Origin of the sequence: Marinospirillum alkalitolerans, assembly GCF_045055655.1 — a bacterium.
Classification (GTDB): Bacteria; Pseudomonadota; Gammaproteobacteria; order Pseudomonadales; family Halomonadaceae; genus Marinospirillum; species Marinospirillum alkalitolerans.
In genome coordinates, this window is the sequence record NZ_JBANFI010000004.1 from 145,854 (window position 1) to 162,204 (window position 16,351).

At 52.5% G+C, this 16,351-nt stretch carries 17 protein-coding genes; 10 read left to right on the forward strand and 7 right to left on the reverse strand.

The window, feature by feature from the left end; genetic code table 11:
• Nucleotides 1–43: 43 nt before the first annotated feature.
• Nucleotides 44–2,104: a S8 family serine peptidase gene (locus tag V6U78_RS07585; protein ID WP_405339049.1), complete on the reverse strand. Its 2,061-nt coding sequence runs from the start codon at nucleotides 2,102–2,104 to the stop codon at nucleotides 44–46.
• A gap of 149 nt (nucleotides 2,105–2,253) precedes the next feature.
• Here V6U78_RS07585 and V6U78_RS07590 point away from each other — a divergent pair, with 149 nt between their 5' ends.
• From V6U78_RS07590 to V6U78_RS07600, 3 genes are read left to right on the forward strand one after another with little or no spacing between them, the layout of a single operon-like run.
• Nucleotides 2,254–3,675 carry a tetratricopeptide repeat protein gene (locus tag V6U78_RS07590; RefSeq protein WP_405339051.1) on the forward strand — a complete coding sequence of 474 codons (1,422 nt, stop codon included), beginning with the start codon at nucleotides 2,254–2,256 and terminating at the stop codon, nucleotides 3,673–3,675.
• Nucleotides 3,659–4,573 (forward strand): FecR family protein, encoded by a 915-nt coding sequence (locus V6U78_RS07595; protein WP_405339053.1) that lies wholly within the window; start codon nucleotides 3,659–3,661, stop codon nucleotides 4,571–4,573. The genes V6U78_RS07590 and V6U78_RS07595 overlap by 17 nt, the downstream gene beginning before the upstream one ends.
• A gap of 14 nt (nucleotides 4,574–4,587) precedes the next feature.
• Complete coding sequence (locus V6U78_RS07600; protein ID WP_405339055.1) at nucleotides 4,588–7,254, forward strand: hypothetical protein; 2,667 nt, start codon at nucleotides 4,588–4,590, stop codon at nucleotides 7,252–7,254.
• On the opposite strand, the gene V6U78_RS07605 is transcribed toward V6U78_RS07600, so the two are convergent.
• The 4 genes from V6U78_RS07605 to trhP form a co-directional block, all read right to left on the reverse strand.
• Nucleotides 7,251–7,583, reverse strand: coding sequence for a hypothetical protein (locus V6U78_RS07605; RefSeq protein ID WP_405339057.1), 333 nt, complete (start codon nucleotides 7,581–7,583; stop codon nucleotides 7,251–7,253). The genes V6U78_RS07600 and V6U78_RS07605 overlap by 4 nt on opposite strands.
• Before the next feature lie 68 nt (nucleotides 7,584–7,651).
• On the reverse strand, nucleotides 7,652–8,449 hold the full coding sequence (locus tag V6U78_RS07610) for a TatD family hydrolase (protein ID WP_405339059.1): 798 nt from the start codon (nucleotides 8,447–8,449) through the stop codon (nucleotides 7,652–7,654).
• Entirely contained in the window at nucleotides 8,450–9,370 is a 921-nt protein-coding gene (gene menA, locus V6U78_RS07615; protein WP_405339061.1) for a 1,4-dihydroxy-2-naphthoate octaprenyltransferase, read from the reverse strand.
• Nucleotides 9,371–9,417: 47 nt separating this feature from the next.
• Nucleotides 9,418–10,794, reverse strand: a complete 1,377-nt coding sequence (gene trhP / locus V6U78_RS07620; RefSeq protein ID WP_405339063.1) for a prephenate-dependent tRNA uridine(34) hydroxylase TrhP — start codon at nucleotides 10,792–10,794, stop codon at nucleotides 9,418–9,420.
• A 130-nt stretch (nucleotides 10,795–10,924) separates the two neighbouring features.
• On the opposite strand from trhP, the gene V6U78_RS07625 reads away from it, so the two are divergent.
• From V6U78_RS07625 to V6U78_RS07655, 7 genes are all read left to right on the forward strand, one after another.
• On the forward strand, nucleotides 10,925–11,242 hold the full coding sequence (locus tag V6U78_RS07625) for a YkgJ family cysteine cluster protein (protein WP_405339065.1): 318 nt from the start codon (nucleotides 10,925–10,927) through the stop codon (nucleotides 11,240–11,242).
• A 252-nt stretch (nucleotides 11,243–11,494) separates the two neighbouring features.
• Nucleotides 11,495–12,154 carry a Bax inhibitor-1/YccA family protein gene (locus V6U78_RS07630; protein WP_405339067.1) on the forward strand — a complete coding sequence of 220 codons (660 nt, stop codon included), beginning with the start codon at nucleotides 11,495–11,497 and terminating at the stop codon, nucleotides 12,152–12,154.
• Between the two features lie 11 nt (nucleotides 12,155–12,165).
• Nucleotides 12,166–12,561: a sulfurtransferase complex subunit TusD gene (tusD, locus tag V6U78_RS07635; RefSeq protein WP_405339069.1), complete on the forward strand. Its 396-nt coding sequence runs from the start codon at nucleotides 12,166–12,168 to the stop codon at nucleotides 12,559–12,561.
• A 19-nt stretch (nucleotides 12,562–12,580) separates the two neighbouring features.
• Nucleotides 12,581–12,958 (forward strand): DsrE family protein, encoded by a 378-nt coding sequence (locus V6U78_RS07640; protein WP_405339071.1) that lies wholly within the window; start codon nucleotides 12,581–12,583, stop codon nucleotides 12,956–12,958.
• A 47-nt stretch (nucleotides 12,959–13,005) separates the two neighbouring features.
• Nucleotides 13,006–13,263 (forward strand): DsrH/TusB family sulfur relay protein, encoded by a 258-nt coding sequence (locus V6U78_RS07645; RefSeq protein WP_405339073.1) that lies wholly within the window; start codon nucleotides 13,006–13,008, stop codon nucleotides 13,261–13,263.
• On the forward strand, nucleotides 13,241–13,573 hold the full coding sequence (locus tag V6U78_RS07650) for a TusE/DsrC/DsvC family sulfur relay protein (RefSeq protein ID WP_405339075.1): 333 nt from the start codon (nucleotides 13,241–13,243) through the stop codon (nucleotides 13,571–13,573). The genes V6U78_RS07645 and V6U78_RS07650 overlap by 23 nt, the downstream gene beginning before the upstream one ends.
• A gap of 136 nt (nucleotides 13,574–13,709) precedes the next feature.
• Complete coding sequence (locus V6U78_RS07655) at nucleotides 13,710–14,789, forward strand: 3-deoxy-7-phosphoheptulonate synthase (protein WP_405339077.1); 1,080 nt, start codon at nucleotides 13,710–13,712, stop codon at nucleotides 14,787–14,789.
• Nucleotides 14,790–14,981: 192 nt separating this feature from the next.
• Here V6U78_RS07655 and V6U78_RS07660 read toward each other — a convergent pair whose 3' ends face one another.
• On the reverse strand, nucleotides 14,982–15,665 hold the full coding sequence (locus tag V6U78_RS07660) for a DUF5610 domain-containing protein (protein WP_405339079.1): 684 nt from the start codon (nucleotides 15,663–15,665) through the stop codon (nucleotides 14,982–14,984).
• A 191-nt stretch (nucleotides 15,666–15,856) separates the two neighbouring features.
• Entirely contained in the window at nucleotides 15,857–16,291 is a 435-nt protein-coding gene (locus tag V6U78_RS07665) for a pilin (RefSeq protein ID WP_405339081.1), read from the reverse strand.
• Between the last annotated feature and the right edge of the window lie 60 nt (nucleotides 16,292–16,351).

Sequence of the window (16,351 nt, forward strand, 5' to 3'; positions counted from 1 at the left end):
CGTTGATCAGAGGTTCCGAGCCAAAATACAAGGGCAGGCAGGCTTAACGCCTTAACCAGTCGACTAGTAAATCCAGCAAAAACCGAACGATGGATTGCAGTCGCGGATAGGGTGCCAGCGTCTCGACGAGCCAAGGCGACCAGCGATAATACTGATGCACCAGCCAACGTCCTGTCGCTGAGTGCATCAGCTGCTGGTCTCGAAATGCACGCAGCTGCTGCACCTGCTCAGCCTCAGCATCGCCATAAACCAGCGTTGCAATATAGCAGCCCTCGCCTCCGCTCAAGCCTGGTGATAAGACGGGACGCAGATGCAGGGTCTGCCAAGTGTTACCAGTTTGAAGCCAAGGACTGGCATCGGCCAAGGCCCAGCGCAGCAGACCTGGATGCGGCTGATCCAGCCCATGCCGAGACTCCAATCTTTGCCAACGCTGGACGTGTGGATCCCAGATTTCCAAAGCACTCCACCGCCAATGCTGCTGTGTATCGAGGATAAATTGCCAATCTCCACGCAGATCTTCACCACGCAAAGCCAGTGATGCCCCATCTTTTTCAAGATGCGCTGTCCAGTGACCTCGCCCACCCAAACGCTCTATTTCAATCTGATGCCTTTGCCAAGGCAAGCGGCATCGCCCTGCCTCACACCAGGAGTGGGGAATATGATGCTCAGCTCGCTGTAACTCAAGTGGCATTAAAGGACCGCTCAGATCATATAAATGCAGTACACCTGTCTGCCACTCAGTCGGCAAGCGCAACTCCAGTCCTTGCTGAACTTCAACAAAAGGCAGCAGCTTTTGTTCAGCATTTTCATGCCACTCAGCGCGCACCACCTGGTCCAACGCATGGCCACGGATAAGAAGCCGCTCTCCTTCTGACAACCATTGATAACTAAACCAGGCCGGTCTGATAACCTGCTCAACTGGCCCAAGCAGCAGACGATCTATCTGCAACAGCCCTGGATAGCGCACATCATCCACCAAAGCAGGCGTATATCGCACACTATTCAGCACAGCGGCTTTCACGGCCGTCGCGCTGAGATCAGGCTGGTCATGCCATAAAGCCGCAGCGGCTGCAGAAACAAAGGGGGCGGACATCGATGTGCCTGTCTGAGCGCGATAATCTTGGTTCAGCCAAGTACTCCGGATACTGGTTCCTGGCGCCGCTAAATCAACATAGTAACGACTGAAGTTACTACCGCTAGGACCAGCATATAGGCGCTGAGGCTGGTCTGCATTGGCAACACTGATCAGACTAGCGATGTGGCCGCTCCACTGTGCAGGATAATAAGGACGGTGATGCAATGCCTGACGATCATTACCCGCAGCAGCAACAATCAGCATCCCTGCCTGCTCAGCGCGTTGAAGCGCATCAAAAAGAGCCTGAGAGAAGCGCGTCGTCCCCCAAGAGGCGTTGATGATCTGCGCCTGTCCTAAACGCGCCTGATCTATCGCTGTAATCGCATCGGCAAGATTGCCCCCAAACGGACTCAAGACCCCAATGGACCAAAGGCGAGCAGACGAACATAACCCAAGTGTTCCTTGTTGAGTATTGGGCCGTCCTGCTATCAAACCCGCGATATGTGTACCATGGCCTATAGCATCGGCAGGGATCACTGGCTGCTGATCTGTTCGCAAAGAAGGCAAAAAATGTTCAGACAAGAGGTCTGGATGATCAATATCGACTCCAGAGTCAATAATCGCTAGGGTAATAGCATCACAAGGCCATTGCTGGACAAGATCGAGTCCCATCCACGGCCAAAAATAAGGCAAGCCTGCGGGAGTCGCACTCAATCTTGCCGAGTGCACCGAAGCAGGCACAAGCAACCTCGTATTCAATTCAGCAAAGACTACATCTGGATGATGGCGTAAATGCGCCAGTTGCACTAACTTCTCGTCCATATCATCTATTGGATAGTGCATCAGATGATAAGAAGCCTCACTGATACTACGCCCTTCAATAGGAGGCTCATTTGAAGTGATCGTTTGCAGTTCGGTGTAGCCAGCCCCTGGTTGCCAGGCAACGAGAAGAGCCCAGCTAGAAAGACTCCAGCCAAGGAGCATAATTGATACGATCCACTTCAAGATGGCGCAGCGAGCTAAGTTCATTTTTTGCTCCGAAGTTGATCCAAGATAGAACACTTGCGAAAACTAAACCTATTATCTAGCATTCATTTTCAATACAAGTCTAGAGACCATCCTGCCAAGCCTGTTCTCAGGCTTTTTTTGAGGCCATCTACCCTTTACAGGATTGATCTATGTCTTATCCTCACTTTCAGTCCAGCTACACACTGAATATGATGACAACGCTCCATTATTATTCTTGCTGGCTTGCGATATCACTAAGCTTGGCCTTTGCTCCTGCTTATGCCGTAGATTTACCTCACATAGAAACATTGGAGGCACGGCTTACCACTGAGTCAATAGATCCTTCACAGCCTACGCAAGATGCATCTGCGGTTTTTAATGAACTCCAGGCTCTTGAATACTGGTTCGCAGGACAAGCAGAATACGATCACCTTTATGCACGTACAGCCCTACTCAGCGGTCACCCTGCTGAGGCCCTGTGGCCACTGGAGCGACTGGTTGCATCAGCGCCAACCAACGCAGAATACAGACTTCTGCTTGCACAAGCCCATTTAACGCTGGGACGTCCACAGTTAGCCATACTGCAATTAGAACGCGCTCAACAGCTCGTAGAGCTGCGCTCAGATCAAGCTGAATCTCTTGATGTACTGTTACTCCAAGCTGTTGAGCAAAGCAACCAAGAAGCTCAACCTGCTTTCCAGCTTCTCACCAGAATCGAGCTCGGCTTAGGCTATGACTCTAATGTTTCTACCGCGCCCGGCTACCGCTTTGAACTGAATCAAAGGCTAGGAGAAGAAACACCTTCATTAATAAGTGAGTTAAGGTTAATGCAACGCTTGTCTTGGAAAGCCCAAGACTCAATCCGTATAGAAGCCGGCTATCAATTGCGTGACTTTCGCCCTTATCAGGAACAGGATTTTACACGTCAGCATTTGCGCCTGTTTCTTGGCACTCACAAGGTACAGCATCGCTGGCAATGGAGCCTCACCCCGCAGCTCACTTGGAGCTGGAAGGACGGGCAATATGAATACCGTGATTCTACCCTGGGTGGACAAGCCCAATATCAGGCATCGCACAATATGACCTGGCTCCTCTTTGGTCAGTGGTCCCAACTCAGCTACCAGGAACCCTGGGAGCAAAATACGGCTTACTTACGACTAGCGGGTGGTGGCTGGTCACACGTCTACAGATTGACACCAACACAGCCTCTGCGAGTTACCCTGATGGGTTATGCCATGCAAGCAGACCAAGATACCCATCCACGTGGCGACTACCTAGGTCTTGGTGCAAACTTTAATGCGGCTTGGAGCTACTCAACACGCTGGGTTTACACCGCTGCATACTCTGGCCTATATCGTGATTTTTCTTGCTCAGCGCAACAGCAACAGCTTGCAGCCCAGCAAGATTTCAGCTGCAACCCTCAACGCCGCGATTTCTATTCGCAAACCACTTTCAGTGGACGCTACCAATTAAAGCCCCAGCTGGCACTGATCCCGCAATTGAGCTGGACTCATCAGACAAGCAATGAGGCCCCGTTTGATTATCGACGCCTCTCGGCAAAAGTGAGCTTACGCTATGACTTTCCTCACTAACCATCGCTCTATTTATTTGGCTGCACTTTTGCTGCTCTGTTTCGGCAACCAAGCCTATGCCGATCACCTCGCAGGACACCTACAATTTGTTCATGGTCAGGTCTCTATTCAGCGCCAAAACGAACAACTGATTGCCCGCAGAAGCATGGAAATACAAGTCCATGACATCATCCGTACCGAAGCAGCAAGCAGTGCTCAGCTACGTATGACAGATGGCAGTTTAGTTGCCATAAGACCAAGGAGTGAAATCAGCATCAGCAGCTACCGTTTTGAGCAGGAGGGAGAAGACCGCAACCACCTTGATCTCGCGCGCGGAAGCTTGCGTACAGTCACAGGCACTATTGGGCGCACACAACCAGAACAAATACAGATCACCACACCTGTTGCCATCATGGGTATACGTGGCACAGATCTAGATATTTTTTTAACGAATCAATCAGTAGAAACTATGCAAGCATTTCTACGCGTCAATTCAGGCGTTGGAATCATCACTGCAGCACAAAGCCAGCTTTTTGTCTCCGCTGGTCAAATCGCGCAAGCCAGCGCCGGGCAACCGCCACAAATCATTGATGCTTTACCTCCCCAGATACTGTTATTAGAAGACACAGAGGCCGATACACTCTTGGAAGTCATCCATCAATCTCAACCAGAAGAGATGCAGATGCCAACACCTGCAACCCCTCCTCAAGCAGAACCCAGCGCATCTCTTTTGCCTCCTCCTGCACAGCCTGAGCCTCTTCCTCCGCCAGAGCCAGAACCTGAGCCCATTCCTGAGCCAGAGCCAGAGCCTGAACCCATTCCTGAACCAGAGCCAGAGCCTGAACCCATTCCTGAACCAGAACCTATCTTGCCAGAGCCTGACCCCACCCGGGCCATTTTACGTGTCATCATCCAATAAGTGAGGCCTGTGATATGCTCAAGCTACCTAATGCCATAGCATGCTGTGCCCTTATTCTGCTAACAGCCTGTGACTTCTCAGACGATCATCACGGCTCTTCGCCTGAACGCGCTTATTTTCATCTCAGGGTCGATTTCCCGAGCAATCAAATCAGTCCTGCCTTTATTGATCCTCGCGCCGAAGCGATGATCATCGAGCTTTATCCCTGGCCTCACGCACCCTATGAAAGCATTATCACGGACACAGAACAGATCAACCTTTTCCAGACCTGCTTAGCTGAACTATCAGATAGCCAAAACTGCTCACTCAAACCTGGTGATCTACTGGCATCCGTGCAGCTCACAACACACCAAAACAACTGGTCAATCGACCTAGACACAGGCACTTATCTTCTTCAGGTTCAACAGCTTGCAGAAGCCAACAACCCATCTTCTCGCTTTTCTGTCACCACCAGCCTGCTCAATCTCGCTGCGGGCCAAAACAATGTGGTGATCAATCTCACTGCTGGGCGCTGGCAGTTTGCAACGCCGATCGAACTCCAGCTACTGGGCCAAGGGCGGCCTTTTGATCTGCTCACAGAGTATTTTCCAGGTGCTGAAAGCAATCGCCCAGGCTTAAGTAGCTATACAAGCTGGACAAGCGAGCTCACTTGGATACTCGACTCACGTTCCGAGTATGCGGAATCGCACCCACCAACGACTGCTGCCGTTGCGCTAGGGCTGGCCATCGATGATGTTAATTTTAGCTTTAACCCAGTGAAGCTTCATGCATTACACCTAACGGGTGAGCAAGGTTTACAAGGCTGGCAGCAACTGGTCATGGGCACGCAAAGTGAAGATGAGCTGAGCCTTTACTATGGCAGCAATACAGGCGAGAGCCTGCCAGCAAACCTATTAACCTGGCGACTCAATACACCTTCAGCCATCACCTTTGAGACCCAGCAAAATGGCACGCCCTTCTACTTCCATCATCACTGGCAGAGAATAGAGGAGTTCGAGGGTCCTTTTCATGGCCAGATGGGGGTCAGATCCCCTAGTCAGTTAAGGCAAGCCTATACTCAAGGGCTGAATCAAACTCACCTCAGTTTAGGTGAGCTGGTTGTGCAAAAAACACCCAACTCTGAGTCTCGAGGATATCAAGCTGGCATCTTCTTTTTAACTCCTGAAACCTTAGGCAGTCTTTCTTTGCGCGCGCTGGCTGGTGATTCAGGAGAAATCATCACCGCTGATGGAGGCTATGTTTTTCAACAGCAAGATGAAGAAGACTTAGGCAGTGGCATCAGCAGACTTAACCTCGATGTCCGCCTAGAAGAACTGTTTATTGATCCTGAGTTTCCACCAGGGCAGCCACCCCTGACACAGATGATCAATGCCAATACGATCCACGGCACCTTGGTTGAGTTTGTTCATTTTCGTGATTCTGAAGCCGACCCTTTATCAGAGTACCTTGGTGTAGCCTTCCCTAGCTTCGCGACGCTCGCGCCTGACCATACAGGGACAGAACGCGACTCCATTCAGCAGCGTGTACTTCGTCATCTTAGCGGCCAAGCTCGCCCAGGTGAAATCGTTGCAGCCAGCCAAATGAGCAGCAGCGGCTGTTATACCTACTATGACCGCAGAATCAGGATCGAGCAGAACTATGGGATCAACCCAGACACCCAGCGCTGGGAAGCAGATGGCAGTGAGCAGATTGATGAAACACACATCAGCAGTCTGCCTCCTGATGCCTATGAAACAGAAGCGGGACGCGTGTGCCTCCATCCCTTTACGCTGACTGCGACACCTCTTAGTTCACCTATTGGGATGATCCAACCTTTGGCGACAGACATCGCGCCTATCACGCAAGATACTGCGGCGCAGCTTGCTTTTGAGGTGATCGATGTTAATGGTGACAACCTAAAAACCTTTCATACCCTTGCCGAGCTGATTCTATTTGTCATGGAAGAAGATATTTGCAGCTCAGGTCAGACAGTGATGGAGTCTCTCGGCTCACAAGAACTGCTTCGCCGTATTCAGTTTAATGCCTGTATTTTAAAGCCTGACTTTGGCGGACCTTGGTCCAATAACCAGCTTGATGGTGAGATACGTGTACGGGCTGCCGCGTGGCCGAGCAACCCCGAACCCGAACCTGTTCTCATGCGCATCGAAAGCCTAGATCTCACTCAAACAGCACCAGATAACGCTCGCACCCAATTGCAAGGGCGCTTTGAAGCGACGCACCAAGCTGGTGAACCCACACTCAGCTATCTCAGTGGTGCCTATTTCAGCATGCGGCTCTTAAACGCTCAACAGCCCATGTGGCAAAGCTGGCAGCATTTTCACTGGGACCTAAGTGAAACAGTGACAATGGGAAGCTTGCATCCACGTCGACCAAGGTATTATTTAGGCCGCAACCAGCCACTTGCCGAGCATGGCGGCGCCTTCGCTGTCACGACGCTTGCGCCTTTTATGGGTAACGAGCCCGCTCCTTTCAGGCCAGAATCAGGCCAAGTCAGCGTGGAAGGCGCAGAAAAAACCTGGATGGAGGTCACCCTCAGCAGCGGCGATATCATCCAGATACAAGGGCATCTCATCACGGAGAACGGATTGCAAAACTGTCAGCTCTCGAGCGATTGGGATGCACTGAACAGCCAATTTGATGCTAATCCACCAGCATTAAGCTGGAGCTGCAACCCACTTTAACACGCCCTTAAAGCGGCGTTATCAAGGATCCAAATCAGCAGGGCCAGCAAACCTAGCCCTGCTGCACCCAGTGCCACCCATTTGAGCCAATCCCACGAAAAACCAGTAGCCGTGCGAACCACCACCTCGCGTTTATCGGTGCGCAGGCCTTCTTTTTCCATCTCGATTTGCGTGGCCGCTTCGATTAACAGCTTCACATCAGGCGCAGCACGTTCGATTAAATATTCAGCGGCGGCCTTCCAGTTAGGATTGCGTTTACCCGTACGCAAAGTGCGTAAAGCCGAGCCGGAGGAAGTAAAAGTGGGGGTATAGCCTGATTGTTCTGACATAGTGGCATTGATCCTTCTGATCCAAGCACAAACAAAAGCAGGATTGTGACCAACAGAGGTGGGAGTGTCTAGTCGAAGAAGAGTTGATCCACCTTCTGCTCGACCAATGCGGCCAAAACGGAAGCTGGCTCAGAACGCAAAGCAGCCCAGCAATCCAGAACCCGCACCAGCTGCGCGGGGGTATTGATCTGACCCTGAAAGCCACATAGCGGCATATCTGGGCTATCGGTTTCGAGCAGAAAGGCACTGGCGGGCAAGGTGGTGGCCACACGGCGTAGTTTTTGCGCGCGCGGATAGGTCAGGGCGCCGCCCAAGCCGAGCGAAAAGCCTAGATCCACCAGCTGTTGCGCCTGCTGCACACTGCCACTAAAAGCATGAATCAGCCCCGCACGCGGTAAGGCAGCGCGGCGCAAACGCTGAATCACACGATCCAGTGCCTGGCGCACATGAAGCACCACGGGAAGATCATAGCGCTTGGCTAACGCCAGCTGCGCATCCAAAAAAGACCACTGGCGCGCTTCTTGAGCTTGGAGTGCTGGCGTTGAGAGATCAATCCCTATCTCACCAATCGCGACCAAGCGCGTCGCTGGTGTGCGCGCTTTTTGCGCCTGAATCAACTGATCGAGAGCCTGCAAATCCGATTGCTGATGTGTCGCCACCCAATAAGGGTGCAGACCCAAGCAGACCCAGCAATCTTGGTGCTGCTGCGCGAGATCAAGCAGACGCGGCCAATAGATGGCCTGCGTGGCAGGCAGAATAAAGCGCCTCACTCCGAGCGCACGTGCTTGATCCAATAACAGCGCCCGCTCTGCATCAAAAATAGGGAAGTCGAGGTGGCAATGGGCATCGGTGATGCAAAGCCCCATCTATTGCCCTCCAATCAATAGCCAGCCGACCAGCTGCAACAGGCCAAAGCCCGCCATTAAGCGGCCCGTCAACGGGGGAAGCGCAAGGCGGGCTTGGGCGTCCGCTTTTAATAGCTGTAAGGGACGCAGCGCCAGCGGTAGCGCCAACCAAGGCAGCAACTGCGGCCAGCCCCAGCCAAGCAGGAAAAAGAGCAGTGGCAGAAGAAACGCCAGCGCCATAAGAAAACGGTATAAATAACAGACGGGAGTAAAACCCAGCCGAACGGCCAATGTGCGCTGCCCTTCTTGCTGATCAAGATGATAATCACGCAGTTCATTGGCCAGTAACAGCAGAGACACCAGCGTGCTGATCGGTAAGGACAGCCACAGCACCTGCCAGCTCAGCGTACCGGCCATCACATAGTAGGCCCCTTGCACCATCAGCACCCCCATCAGGAAAAAAACCGCCACGGCCCCAAGGCCACGACGCTTAAAATCCAAGGGAGGCTGAGCATAGGAGAAGACGCCAATCACACCGATCACACCGATCCAAATCAGTAGCGGACCAGAGAGGAAGACCAGGATCAAGCCAAGCAGCACGCCCAGCACAATCGCCACCAAGCCATAGTTAAAATTCAGCGCAATACTGCGACTGATTTTGTGCTGCTGCTCGGGTGTCAGATGACCATAGCGCTCGGCCACCAGTTCACGATCGCCATAATCATTGATCAGATTGACACCGGCTTGAAGCAACAAGCTAGCCGCTAAAGTCAGGGCAGCAAGCAGCCAAGGCGAACTGGCGGCCGACCAGCCAAGCGCCAGACCCAGACTGCTGCTCATACTGGCTACCACCAAGGAAAAGGGGCGCAAGGCCCCTAGGAAACGATATTTGCTCACTGACCAGAGCTGATGGAAGGCTTGGGCTGAATGCACGCGACTCACTGGAACTCCTGTTGACTGATGGACGCCAGAGAGACCGTGCGTCCAGTTTAGGCTAAATCACGCATAATCAGCGCATATTGCAGATCATGATCACTCAATGCCTCACCAGGCAGTGGCAGACGCACAAAGTAGCCTGTCCCTGGTGCGGTCTCAAGTGCTTGACCATTTTTACTGTTTTCTAAGCCATCAAGCTGGAAACGGCGGTTACCCGAGGGTGTCATCAATTCGAGCGTATCACCGCGTTCAAATTTATTCTTCACCTCTACATCGACCCAGCCTTCACGACTTTGGCCCAGCACCTGGGCAACGAACTGCTGATTTTGGCCGACGGAATTGCCGGTTTCATAATTCTGATACTCATCGTGCACATGGCGGCGATAGAAGCCTTCGGTATAGCCACGATGCGCCATATTCTCCAGTGCATCCATTAAATCCATATTAAAGGGACGCCCAGCAACAGCATCATCAATCGCACGACGATAAACCTGTGCTGTTCGCGCCACATAATAGTGGCTCTTGGTGCGACCTTCAATTTTGAGCGAATCGACGCCCATTTTAGCAAGACGCTCGACGTGCTGCACTGCACGCAGATCTTTGGAGTTCATAATATAGGTGCCATGCTCATCTTCATAGATGGGCATAAACTCACCAGGACGGTTGGCTTCTTCAATCAGCGCGGAGAGTTCTTGCTGCCCCTCGCTGCCGCCAGCGGTTTTGCTTCCGGCACTAGGGCCTTGATCCGGTGTCCAGATGCCCTGTTTTTCTGCCTCAGCCAGAGGGATCAGATCGCCCGAATCATTGGTGGTGGTATTCACCGTGTTGTACTTCCAACGACAGGCATTGGTGCAGGTGCCCTGATTGGGGTCACGATGGTTAAAATAACCCGAGAGCAGGCAGCGGCCTGAGTAGGCAATACACAAAGCGCCATGAACAAAGGTTTCCAGCTCGGTTTCTGGGCACTCTTGACGAATTTCTTCAATTTCTTCAAGCGACAGCTCACGCGACAGAATGATGCGCTTGACCCCCATCTTGGCCCAGAACTTGACCGCCGCAAAGTTGACCACGTTGGCCTGCACTGAAAGATGGATGACCTGATCTGGCCACTTCTCGCGCACCATCATGATCAACCCAGGATCAGACATGATCAGCGCATCTGGCTGCATCTCAATCACTGGCGCCATATCTTGCAGGTAGGTCTTGACCTTCGCATTGTGTGGCGCGATATTGCTCGCCACAAAAAACAGCTTGCCGCGATCATGTGCGTACTGAATACCCTCGCCAAGCTTATCGAGTTTAAAATCGTTATTGCGCACACGCAGGCTATAGCGTGGCTGACCGGCATAAACCGCATCCGCACCATAGGCGAAGGCATACTGCATATTACGGAAGGTACCGGCAGGAGAAAGAAGTTCGGGTGCTTTCATGAATTGAGAAAACCTGTAAAGTAGAAGCGCCGTTGAGAACAGCTGGCACCGACTCAAAGCCGAGAAAAGGCTTGGCCGCGCCGCTTAAAGAATTACCCGAGTATTTAACTAGGTTAAGCAATATTCTAGCATGATTACCCTACAGAAAAACACACCCCAACCTGCCGAAACACCGACTTCTCTCAACTGTCGCGCTGGATGCGGAGCCTGCTGTATCGCGCCTTCGATCTCGAGCCCTCTCCCCAAGATGCCGCAAGGCAAGCCAGCGGGTGTGCGCTGCGCCCATCTTGATATCAACAACCTGTGCGAACTCTTTGGTCTGCCAGAGCGGCCTGCGGTCTGCCTTGATTTTCAATTTGATGCCACCCTTTGCGGCGAGAAACGCGAACAAGCCCTTGAGCAGCTCCTGTGGTTAGAAGACTCTACGCGTCTGGATGCCGCTGGCTAGGACGCCTCTGATTCACTATTGCGCTATTTCACTTATTGCGCTTGGTGATACTGCGCTGATGACATTGATCAGTCTATCCCTAGGAAACTCTCGCGCCGATGCAGGTTCTAAAAATCGTGGCTCAGCTTTTGCCTCTGCGACAAGAGTTTTGCCTCAGCTAGAAAATTACGGTAAATTGCTTCACCTTGGATGCAGTCGCGCACTTTGGGCGCTGATCTGGCCACCCTTGGATTGATCATCAGGAGTAAGACCATGCATGACCATCTCACCTCTTCAACCGCTCAGTCACAAGCACTGAGTGCTCAGGCGCATAAGGTCCTGCGCAATACCTACATGCTGCTGGGTATGACTCTGGCGTTTAGTGCGCTGGCCGCCTTCTTCTCTATGGCGACTGGCTTGCGCTTGAATATTTTCGTCTTTTTCATCGGTGCCTATGGCCTAATGTTCTTGACACACAAGCTGGCCGATTCTCCTTGGGGTCTGCTGACCACCTTCGGCTTCACTGGTTTTATGGGCCTATCCTTAGGGCCGATTTTGAATGCCTATCTGGGCGCAGGCATGGGGCATGTTGTGATGTCAGCCTTGGGCATGACCGCGCTGGTGTTCTTCGGCTTGTCTGCCTTTGCACTGACCACCAAAAAAGACTTTAGCTTTATGGGCAAGTTCTTGATGGTCGGCGGCCTAGTGCTGATCGCCGGTGTCATTGCCAACCTGCTCCTTGGCTTGCAAGGTCTGCAGCTGGCCATCAGCGCTGGCTTTGTGATCTTCTCTTCTGCACTGATTCTGTGGCAGACCAGCGAGATCGTGCACGGCGGCGAGACCAACTATATTCGCGCCACAGTGACGCTGTTTGTCTCTATCTATAACCTCTTCCTCAGCCTGCTCTCCTTGCTCGGCCTGAGCAACGACTAAGCCCCTGCACTATGGCTCGTTTTGCTTTAAGCCTCAGTGGATCGCCAGACACCAGTCTGGCGGCTCACACGGCACTGGATTTTGCACGCCAGCTGGTGGCCGAGGGGCATCAGCTGTGTTGTGTCTTCTTTTATCAAGATGCGGTACTACTGGCCAGTCAACTGCGCTGTACGCCTCAGGATGAAACAGATCTCACCCAAGCTTGGCAAGACTTTGCCCAGCAACACCAGATCGAACTCCAAGTCTGTATCGCGGCGGCGCTTAAGCGCGGCATTATCAATGACAGTGAAGCCGCCCGCCATGGTCGCCCACATGCCAATCTTGCCAGTGGCTTTGTACTGACTGGCCTAGGGCAGCTGATTGAGGCTTGGCATCAAGCTGATCGCGCTGTTCACTTTCACGCTTAACAGGCCAAGACACCCCACCATGCTCGCTGATTTTGATTTATGCCTTCTGATCCAGCACGCGCCTTTGCGCGGCCAACAGAGCAAAGAAGCCTTGGATATTGCACTGGTCAGCGCCACCTTTGATCAGGCGACGGCTTTGTTTTTTCAGGGTGAAGGTCTGCTCCACCTACTGCCTCATCAAACACCCAAGCTGATCGGGATGAAAGGCGTCCAAGCCATGCTGCCCGCGCTGGCTTTATACGGAATCGAGGCCATCTACTGCCTTGAAGAAGACCTAGCGCGTTATCAGCTGCAGGCTGATCAACTGCTGCTCACCCCCAAGGTGCTGGATACCACCCAAGCACAAGAGCTTCTAAGCCGCAGTCGTCAGGTGTTTATCAGTCCAGCCTTTCACTAACGCGATTCTTCACTTATCTCGCTTTTTACTCAGGTCTGCCATCGCCTATGCCCAGTCTTCATCAGATCAACCACCCCCACAAGCTGGCTCAAGCCCTGCCCTTGATGCAAGCCGAAGATGCCATTGTGCTAGTCGAGCAAGGCGTGAATCTGCTGCAACAGCCCATCCAGCTGACCCAGCCGCTCTATGCCCTCAAGAAGGACTGCCAAGCACGCGCGATCACGCCCCACGCCACCTGCACGCTGATTGATCACGCGCAATGGGTCGCCCTCACACTGGAGTATGACCGTGTCTGTAGCTGGTAAACGACCCGAGCTGGACCCAGAAGGCTATCTGTGTCAGCTAACGGACTGGAACCCTGAAGTAGCACAATGGCTGGCCGAGCAAGAGGGCATCCAGCTCAGCGATGATCACTGGACCATTTTGTATCGCCTGCGTGATTTTTATCACACCTTTGAGCTGGCACCGGCCATGCGCCCACTCACACGCTACCTGCGCCAGCATCTGCCAGCCGAAAAAACCACCAGCATCCACCTGATGCAGCTCTTTGGCAGCAGCCCAGCCAAGATGGCGGCCAAGCTGGCTGGGCTACCCAAACCGGATAACTGCCTCTAGACGGGCTCACTGGACTCTTTTCGATCACTTTTTGCCAATAACTTGATTTTTTTAGCCTTTTGTGCGATGTAATGGGACGACATTTCCCCTACAATGATGATGACTATCGCACCTCAGATAACGCAAAAGGCTGGCTATGACTGAAAACAAAAGAGTGGACGACCTCAACGTCGCTTCCCAGGAGATCCTGATTACCCCTGATCGTCTGAAAGACAAGCTACCCCTGACGCCCGCAGCAGAAGAAACCGTCTGCAACGGCCGTCAGGTGATTCAAAATATTCTGGATCGCAAAGACCCTCGCCTGTTTGTGGTGGTGGGCCCCTGCTCGATCCACGATATTGATGCTGCCAAAGAATACGCCCAACGCTTGAAGAAACTGGCCGAACAGGTCAGCGACAGCCTCTATCTGGTGATGCGTGTCTACTTTGAAAAGCCCCGCACCACGGTTGGCTGGAAGGGCTTGATCAATGATCCCCATATGGATGATTCCTTCGCCATCGAAGAAGGTCTGCATATCGGCCGTAAGCTGCTGGTCGATCTATCAGAAATGGGCCTCCCCCTCGCCACCGAAGCGCTCGATCCCATCTCGCCTCAGTATCTAGCTGACTGCATTGCTTGGAGCGCTATCGGTGCGCGCACCACGGAATCCCAGACCCATCGTGAAATGTCGAGCGGCCTGTCTTCTCCTGTCGGCTTTAAAAACGGCACCGATGGCAGTATGGAAGTCGCCATCAACGCCCTCAAATCCATGGCGCATCCACATAACTTCCTTGGTATCAACACCGAAGGACAGGTAGCCATTATTCGCACCAAGGGCAACCAGTATGGCCATGTCGTGCTGCGTGGTGGTAATGGTAAGCCCAACTATGATTCAGTCAGCGTGAAACTCTGCGAGCAGGATTTGCACAAAGCAGGCTTGCCGCTCAATATCATGGTCGATTGCAGTCATGCCAACTCGAATAAAGACCCTGGCCTGCAGCCTCTGGTGATGGATAATGTGACCCACCAGATTCTCGATGGCAATGAATCCATCGTAGGCCTGATGGTCGAATCCAACCTGGGTTGGGGCAACCAATCAATTCCTAAAGACAAGAGCCAACTCCAGTATGGCGTTTCGGTCACGGATGCCTGCATTGATTGGGACACCACAGAAAAAGCGCTGCTCGATATGGCCGAAAAACTGCGCCCCGTACTGGCGCAGCGCCGCCAAGGCTAAAACCTGCAGCGATCAAGAAACAAAAAAGAAGCAACAAAAAGGCCCCTCGCGAGGGGCCTGATTCTTAAGTGGCACAGATGTCATACGATCACAGCCTAGTGTGCAAAGCACTGCAGCCAAAACACTGCGGCCAAAACACTGCCGCAAAAACAGCGCTGCAAAAGTCTCGCGCAATCGATATCGACCCTGCTCCTACTCGGAGGCAGACGCCTCATCTTGCTTGGCTGGCAGCATCCGCTCGCGCCATGCCGCTAACTGCTGATGCACCTGCTCTTGCGTTGAAAGCGCATTCTCTTTAATACTGCCATCAAACACAGAAAAACCTTCGAGAATCTCAATCGCCTGGCCGATGCCTTTATCCACCGCAGGGGTAATGATGCTCAAAAACTTATCGACCTGCTCTTCTTCGCTCAGATGCGGGTTTTGCTTTTGAAAGGTACTAAAAAAGCCCGTCGCCCCCGTCACGATGCGCTCAGCGGTCTTCTCAGGTGACCAGTAGTCTTCCTGCCCCTCCACACCTGAAGTTTTGGCGGCCAGCTTTTCAAAGCTAAACTCAGGATCATCCAGCTGCTCACGCAACACAGCTTCAAGCTCAGTCACGACTTCTTGATAGAAGATCTGCATCGCCTTGGCATCGCGTTGATCCAGCTTACCAAACATCGCCTGCACCAATCCTTGGTTGACCTCTAAACGCGACTCAGCCTGCATCTTGGCCCAATCCGTTTTCTGATCAGCCATCGCTGGGTTGGACTTTTTGGCCTCGCCCGATGCCGCCGCCGCTGATTGCGCACGCGCCTGCTCAGCCCGTGCCTGACCTGCTGTAGGCTTGCTCGAAGAAGGAGAGGAAGGAGACGAAGGAACAGAGAAAGAAGACATAATACACCTCGTTGGTGAAGGAACCCTAAAGGGACTATCGGCCAAGGTGCAGAAAATTCAAGAGGCATAGGTCAAGGATCACACGCCAGTCTTTCGTTTGCCGATGGGTGATCCTAGGCGCATAAAAGCAAAAACCGCCCTTAATGGGGCGGCTTACTTTAAGTAGGTTAAATAGATCTGGTCCCTATGTATTAGGGACGACACGCTGCAGGAAGCTGCGGCCGATCAGCTTCAACAACGTTAGTACTGGCACACGCCCAAACACCCGTCGCATTTGTTCTAGTCAAAGTCAATGTCGCATTGGCAGCAAACTGAGCTATTGGTTTTGTAAGTACAATTGTTTCAGCGTCACCACCACCGGCAATCTGAACCTCATGCTGCTCTGGATCTGCAGCAACTAACGCCGGAATTGCGCTTATTAGGTTTGCTTGCGTACTAGCGGGCTTGTCAAATAGCTCAGCATCAATGGCAGTGCGAAGTGAACTCATTGAAGCATAGGCTCCCGCAGCTTCGGCACGCTTAATATATTTCTGATACTGAGGTACCGCTACAGCTGCCAAGATACCAATAATGGCAATCACCACCAGCAGTTCGATTAGGGTAAAACCTTGTTGGTTGGCTTTCATTACACTTCTCCTTAAATGTTTCTTTTTCACACAGATTGCAATCATTTGCAATCAGCGCAT

Bases quoted from the DNA above. Each gene is read 5' to 3' on its own strand.
- V6U78_RS07610 (WP_405339059.1), bottom strand. From the start codon at position 8,449: ATGGGGCTTTGCATCACCGATGCCCATTGCCACCTCGACTTCCCTATT.
- V6U78_RS07625 (WP_405339065.1), top strand. From the start codon at position 10,925: ATGATTACCCTACAGAAAAACACACCCCAACCTGCCGAAACACCGACT.
- V6U78_RS07590 (WP_405339051.1), top strand. From the start codon at position 2,254: ATGTCTTATCCTCACTTTCAGTCCAGCTACACACTGAATATGATGACA.
- V6U78_RS07655 (WP_405339077.1), top strand. From the start codon at position 13,710: ATGACTGAAAACAAAAGAGTGGACGACCTCAACGTCGCTTCCCAGGAG.
- V6U78_RS07630 (WP_405339067.1), top strand. From the start codon at position 11,495: ATGCATGACCATCTCACCTCTTCAACCGCTCAGTCACAAGCACTGAGT.
- V6U78_RS07650 (WP_405339075.1), top strand. From the start codon at position 13,241: ATGACCGTGTCTGTAGCTGGTAAACGACCCGAGCTGGACCCAGAAGGC.
- V6U78_RS07605 (WP_405339057.1), bottom strand. From the start codon at position 7,583: ATGTCAGAACAATCAGGCTATACCCCCACTTTTACTTCCTCCGGCTCG.
- tusD (WP_405339069.1), top strand. From the start codon at position 12,166: ATGGCTCGTTTTGCTTTAAGCCTCAGTGGATCGCCAGACACCAGTCTG.
- V6U78_RS07665 (WP_405339081.1), bottom strand. From the start codon at position 16,291: ATGAAAGCCAACCAACAAGGTTTTACCCTAATCGAACTGCTGGTGGTG.
- V6U78_RS07660 (WP_405339079.1), bottom strand. From the start codon at position 15,665: ATGTCTTCTTTCTCTGTTCCTTCGTCTCCTTCCTCTCCTTCTTCGAGC.
- V6U78_RS07600 (WP_405339055.1), top strand. From the start codon at position 4,588: ATGCTCAAGCTACCTAATGCCATAGCATGCTGTGCCCTTATTCTGCTA.
- V6U78_RS07645 (WP_405339073.1), top strand. From the start codon at position 13,006: ATGCCCAGTCTTCATCAGATCAACCACCCCCACAAGCTGGCTCAAGCC.
- V6U78_RS07585 (WP_405339049.1), bottom strand. From the start codon at position 2,104: ATGAACTTAGCTCGCTGCGCCATCTTGAAGTGGATCGTATCAATTATG.
- V6U78_RS07595 (WP_405339053.1), top strand. From the start codon at position 3,659: ATGACTTTCCTCACTAACCATCGCTCTATTTATTTGGCTGCACTTTTG.
- V6U78_RS07640 (WP_405339071.1), top strand. From the start codon at position 12,581: ATGCTCGCTGATTTTGATTTATGCCTTCTGATCCAGCACGCGCCTTTG.
- trhP (WP_405339063.1), bottom strand. From the start codon at position 10,794: ATGAAAGCACCCGAACTTCTTTCTCCTGCCGGTACCTTCCGTAATATG.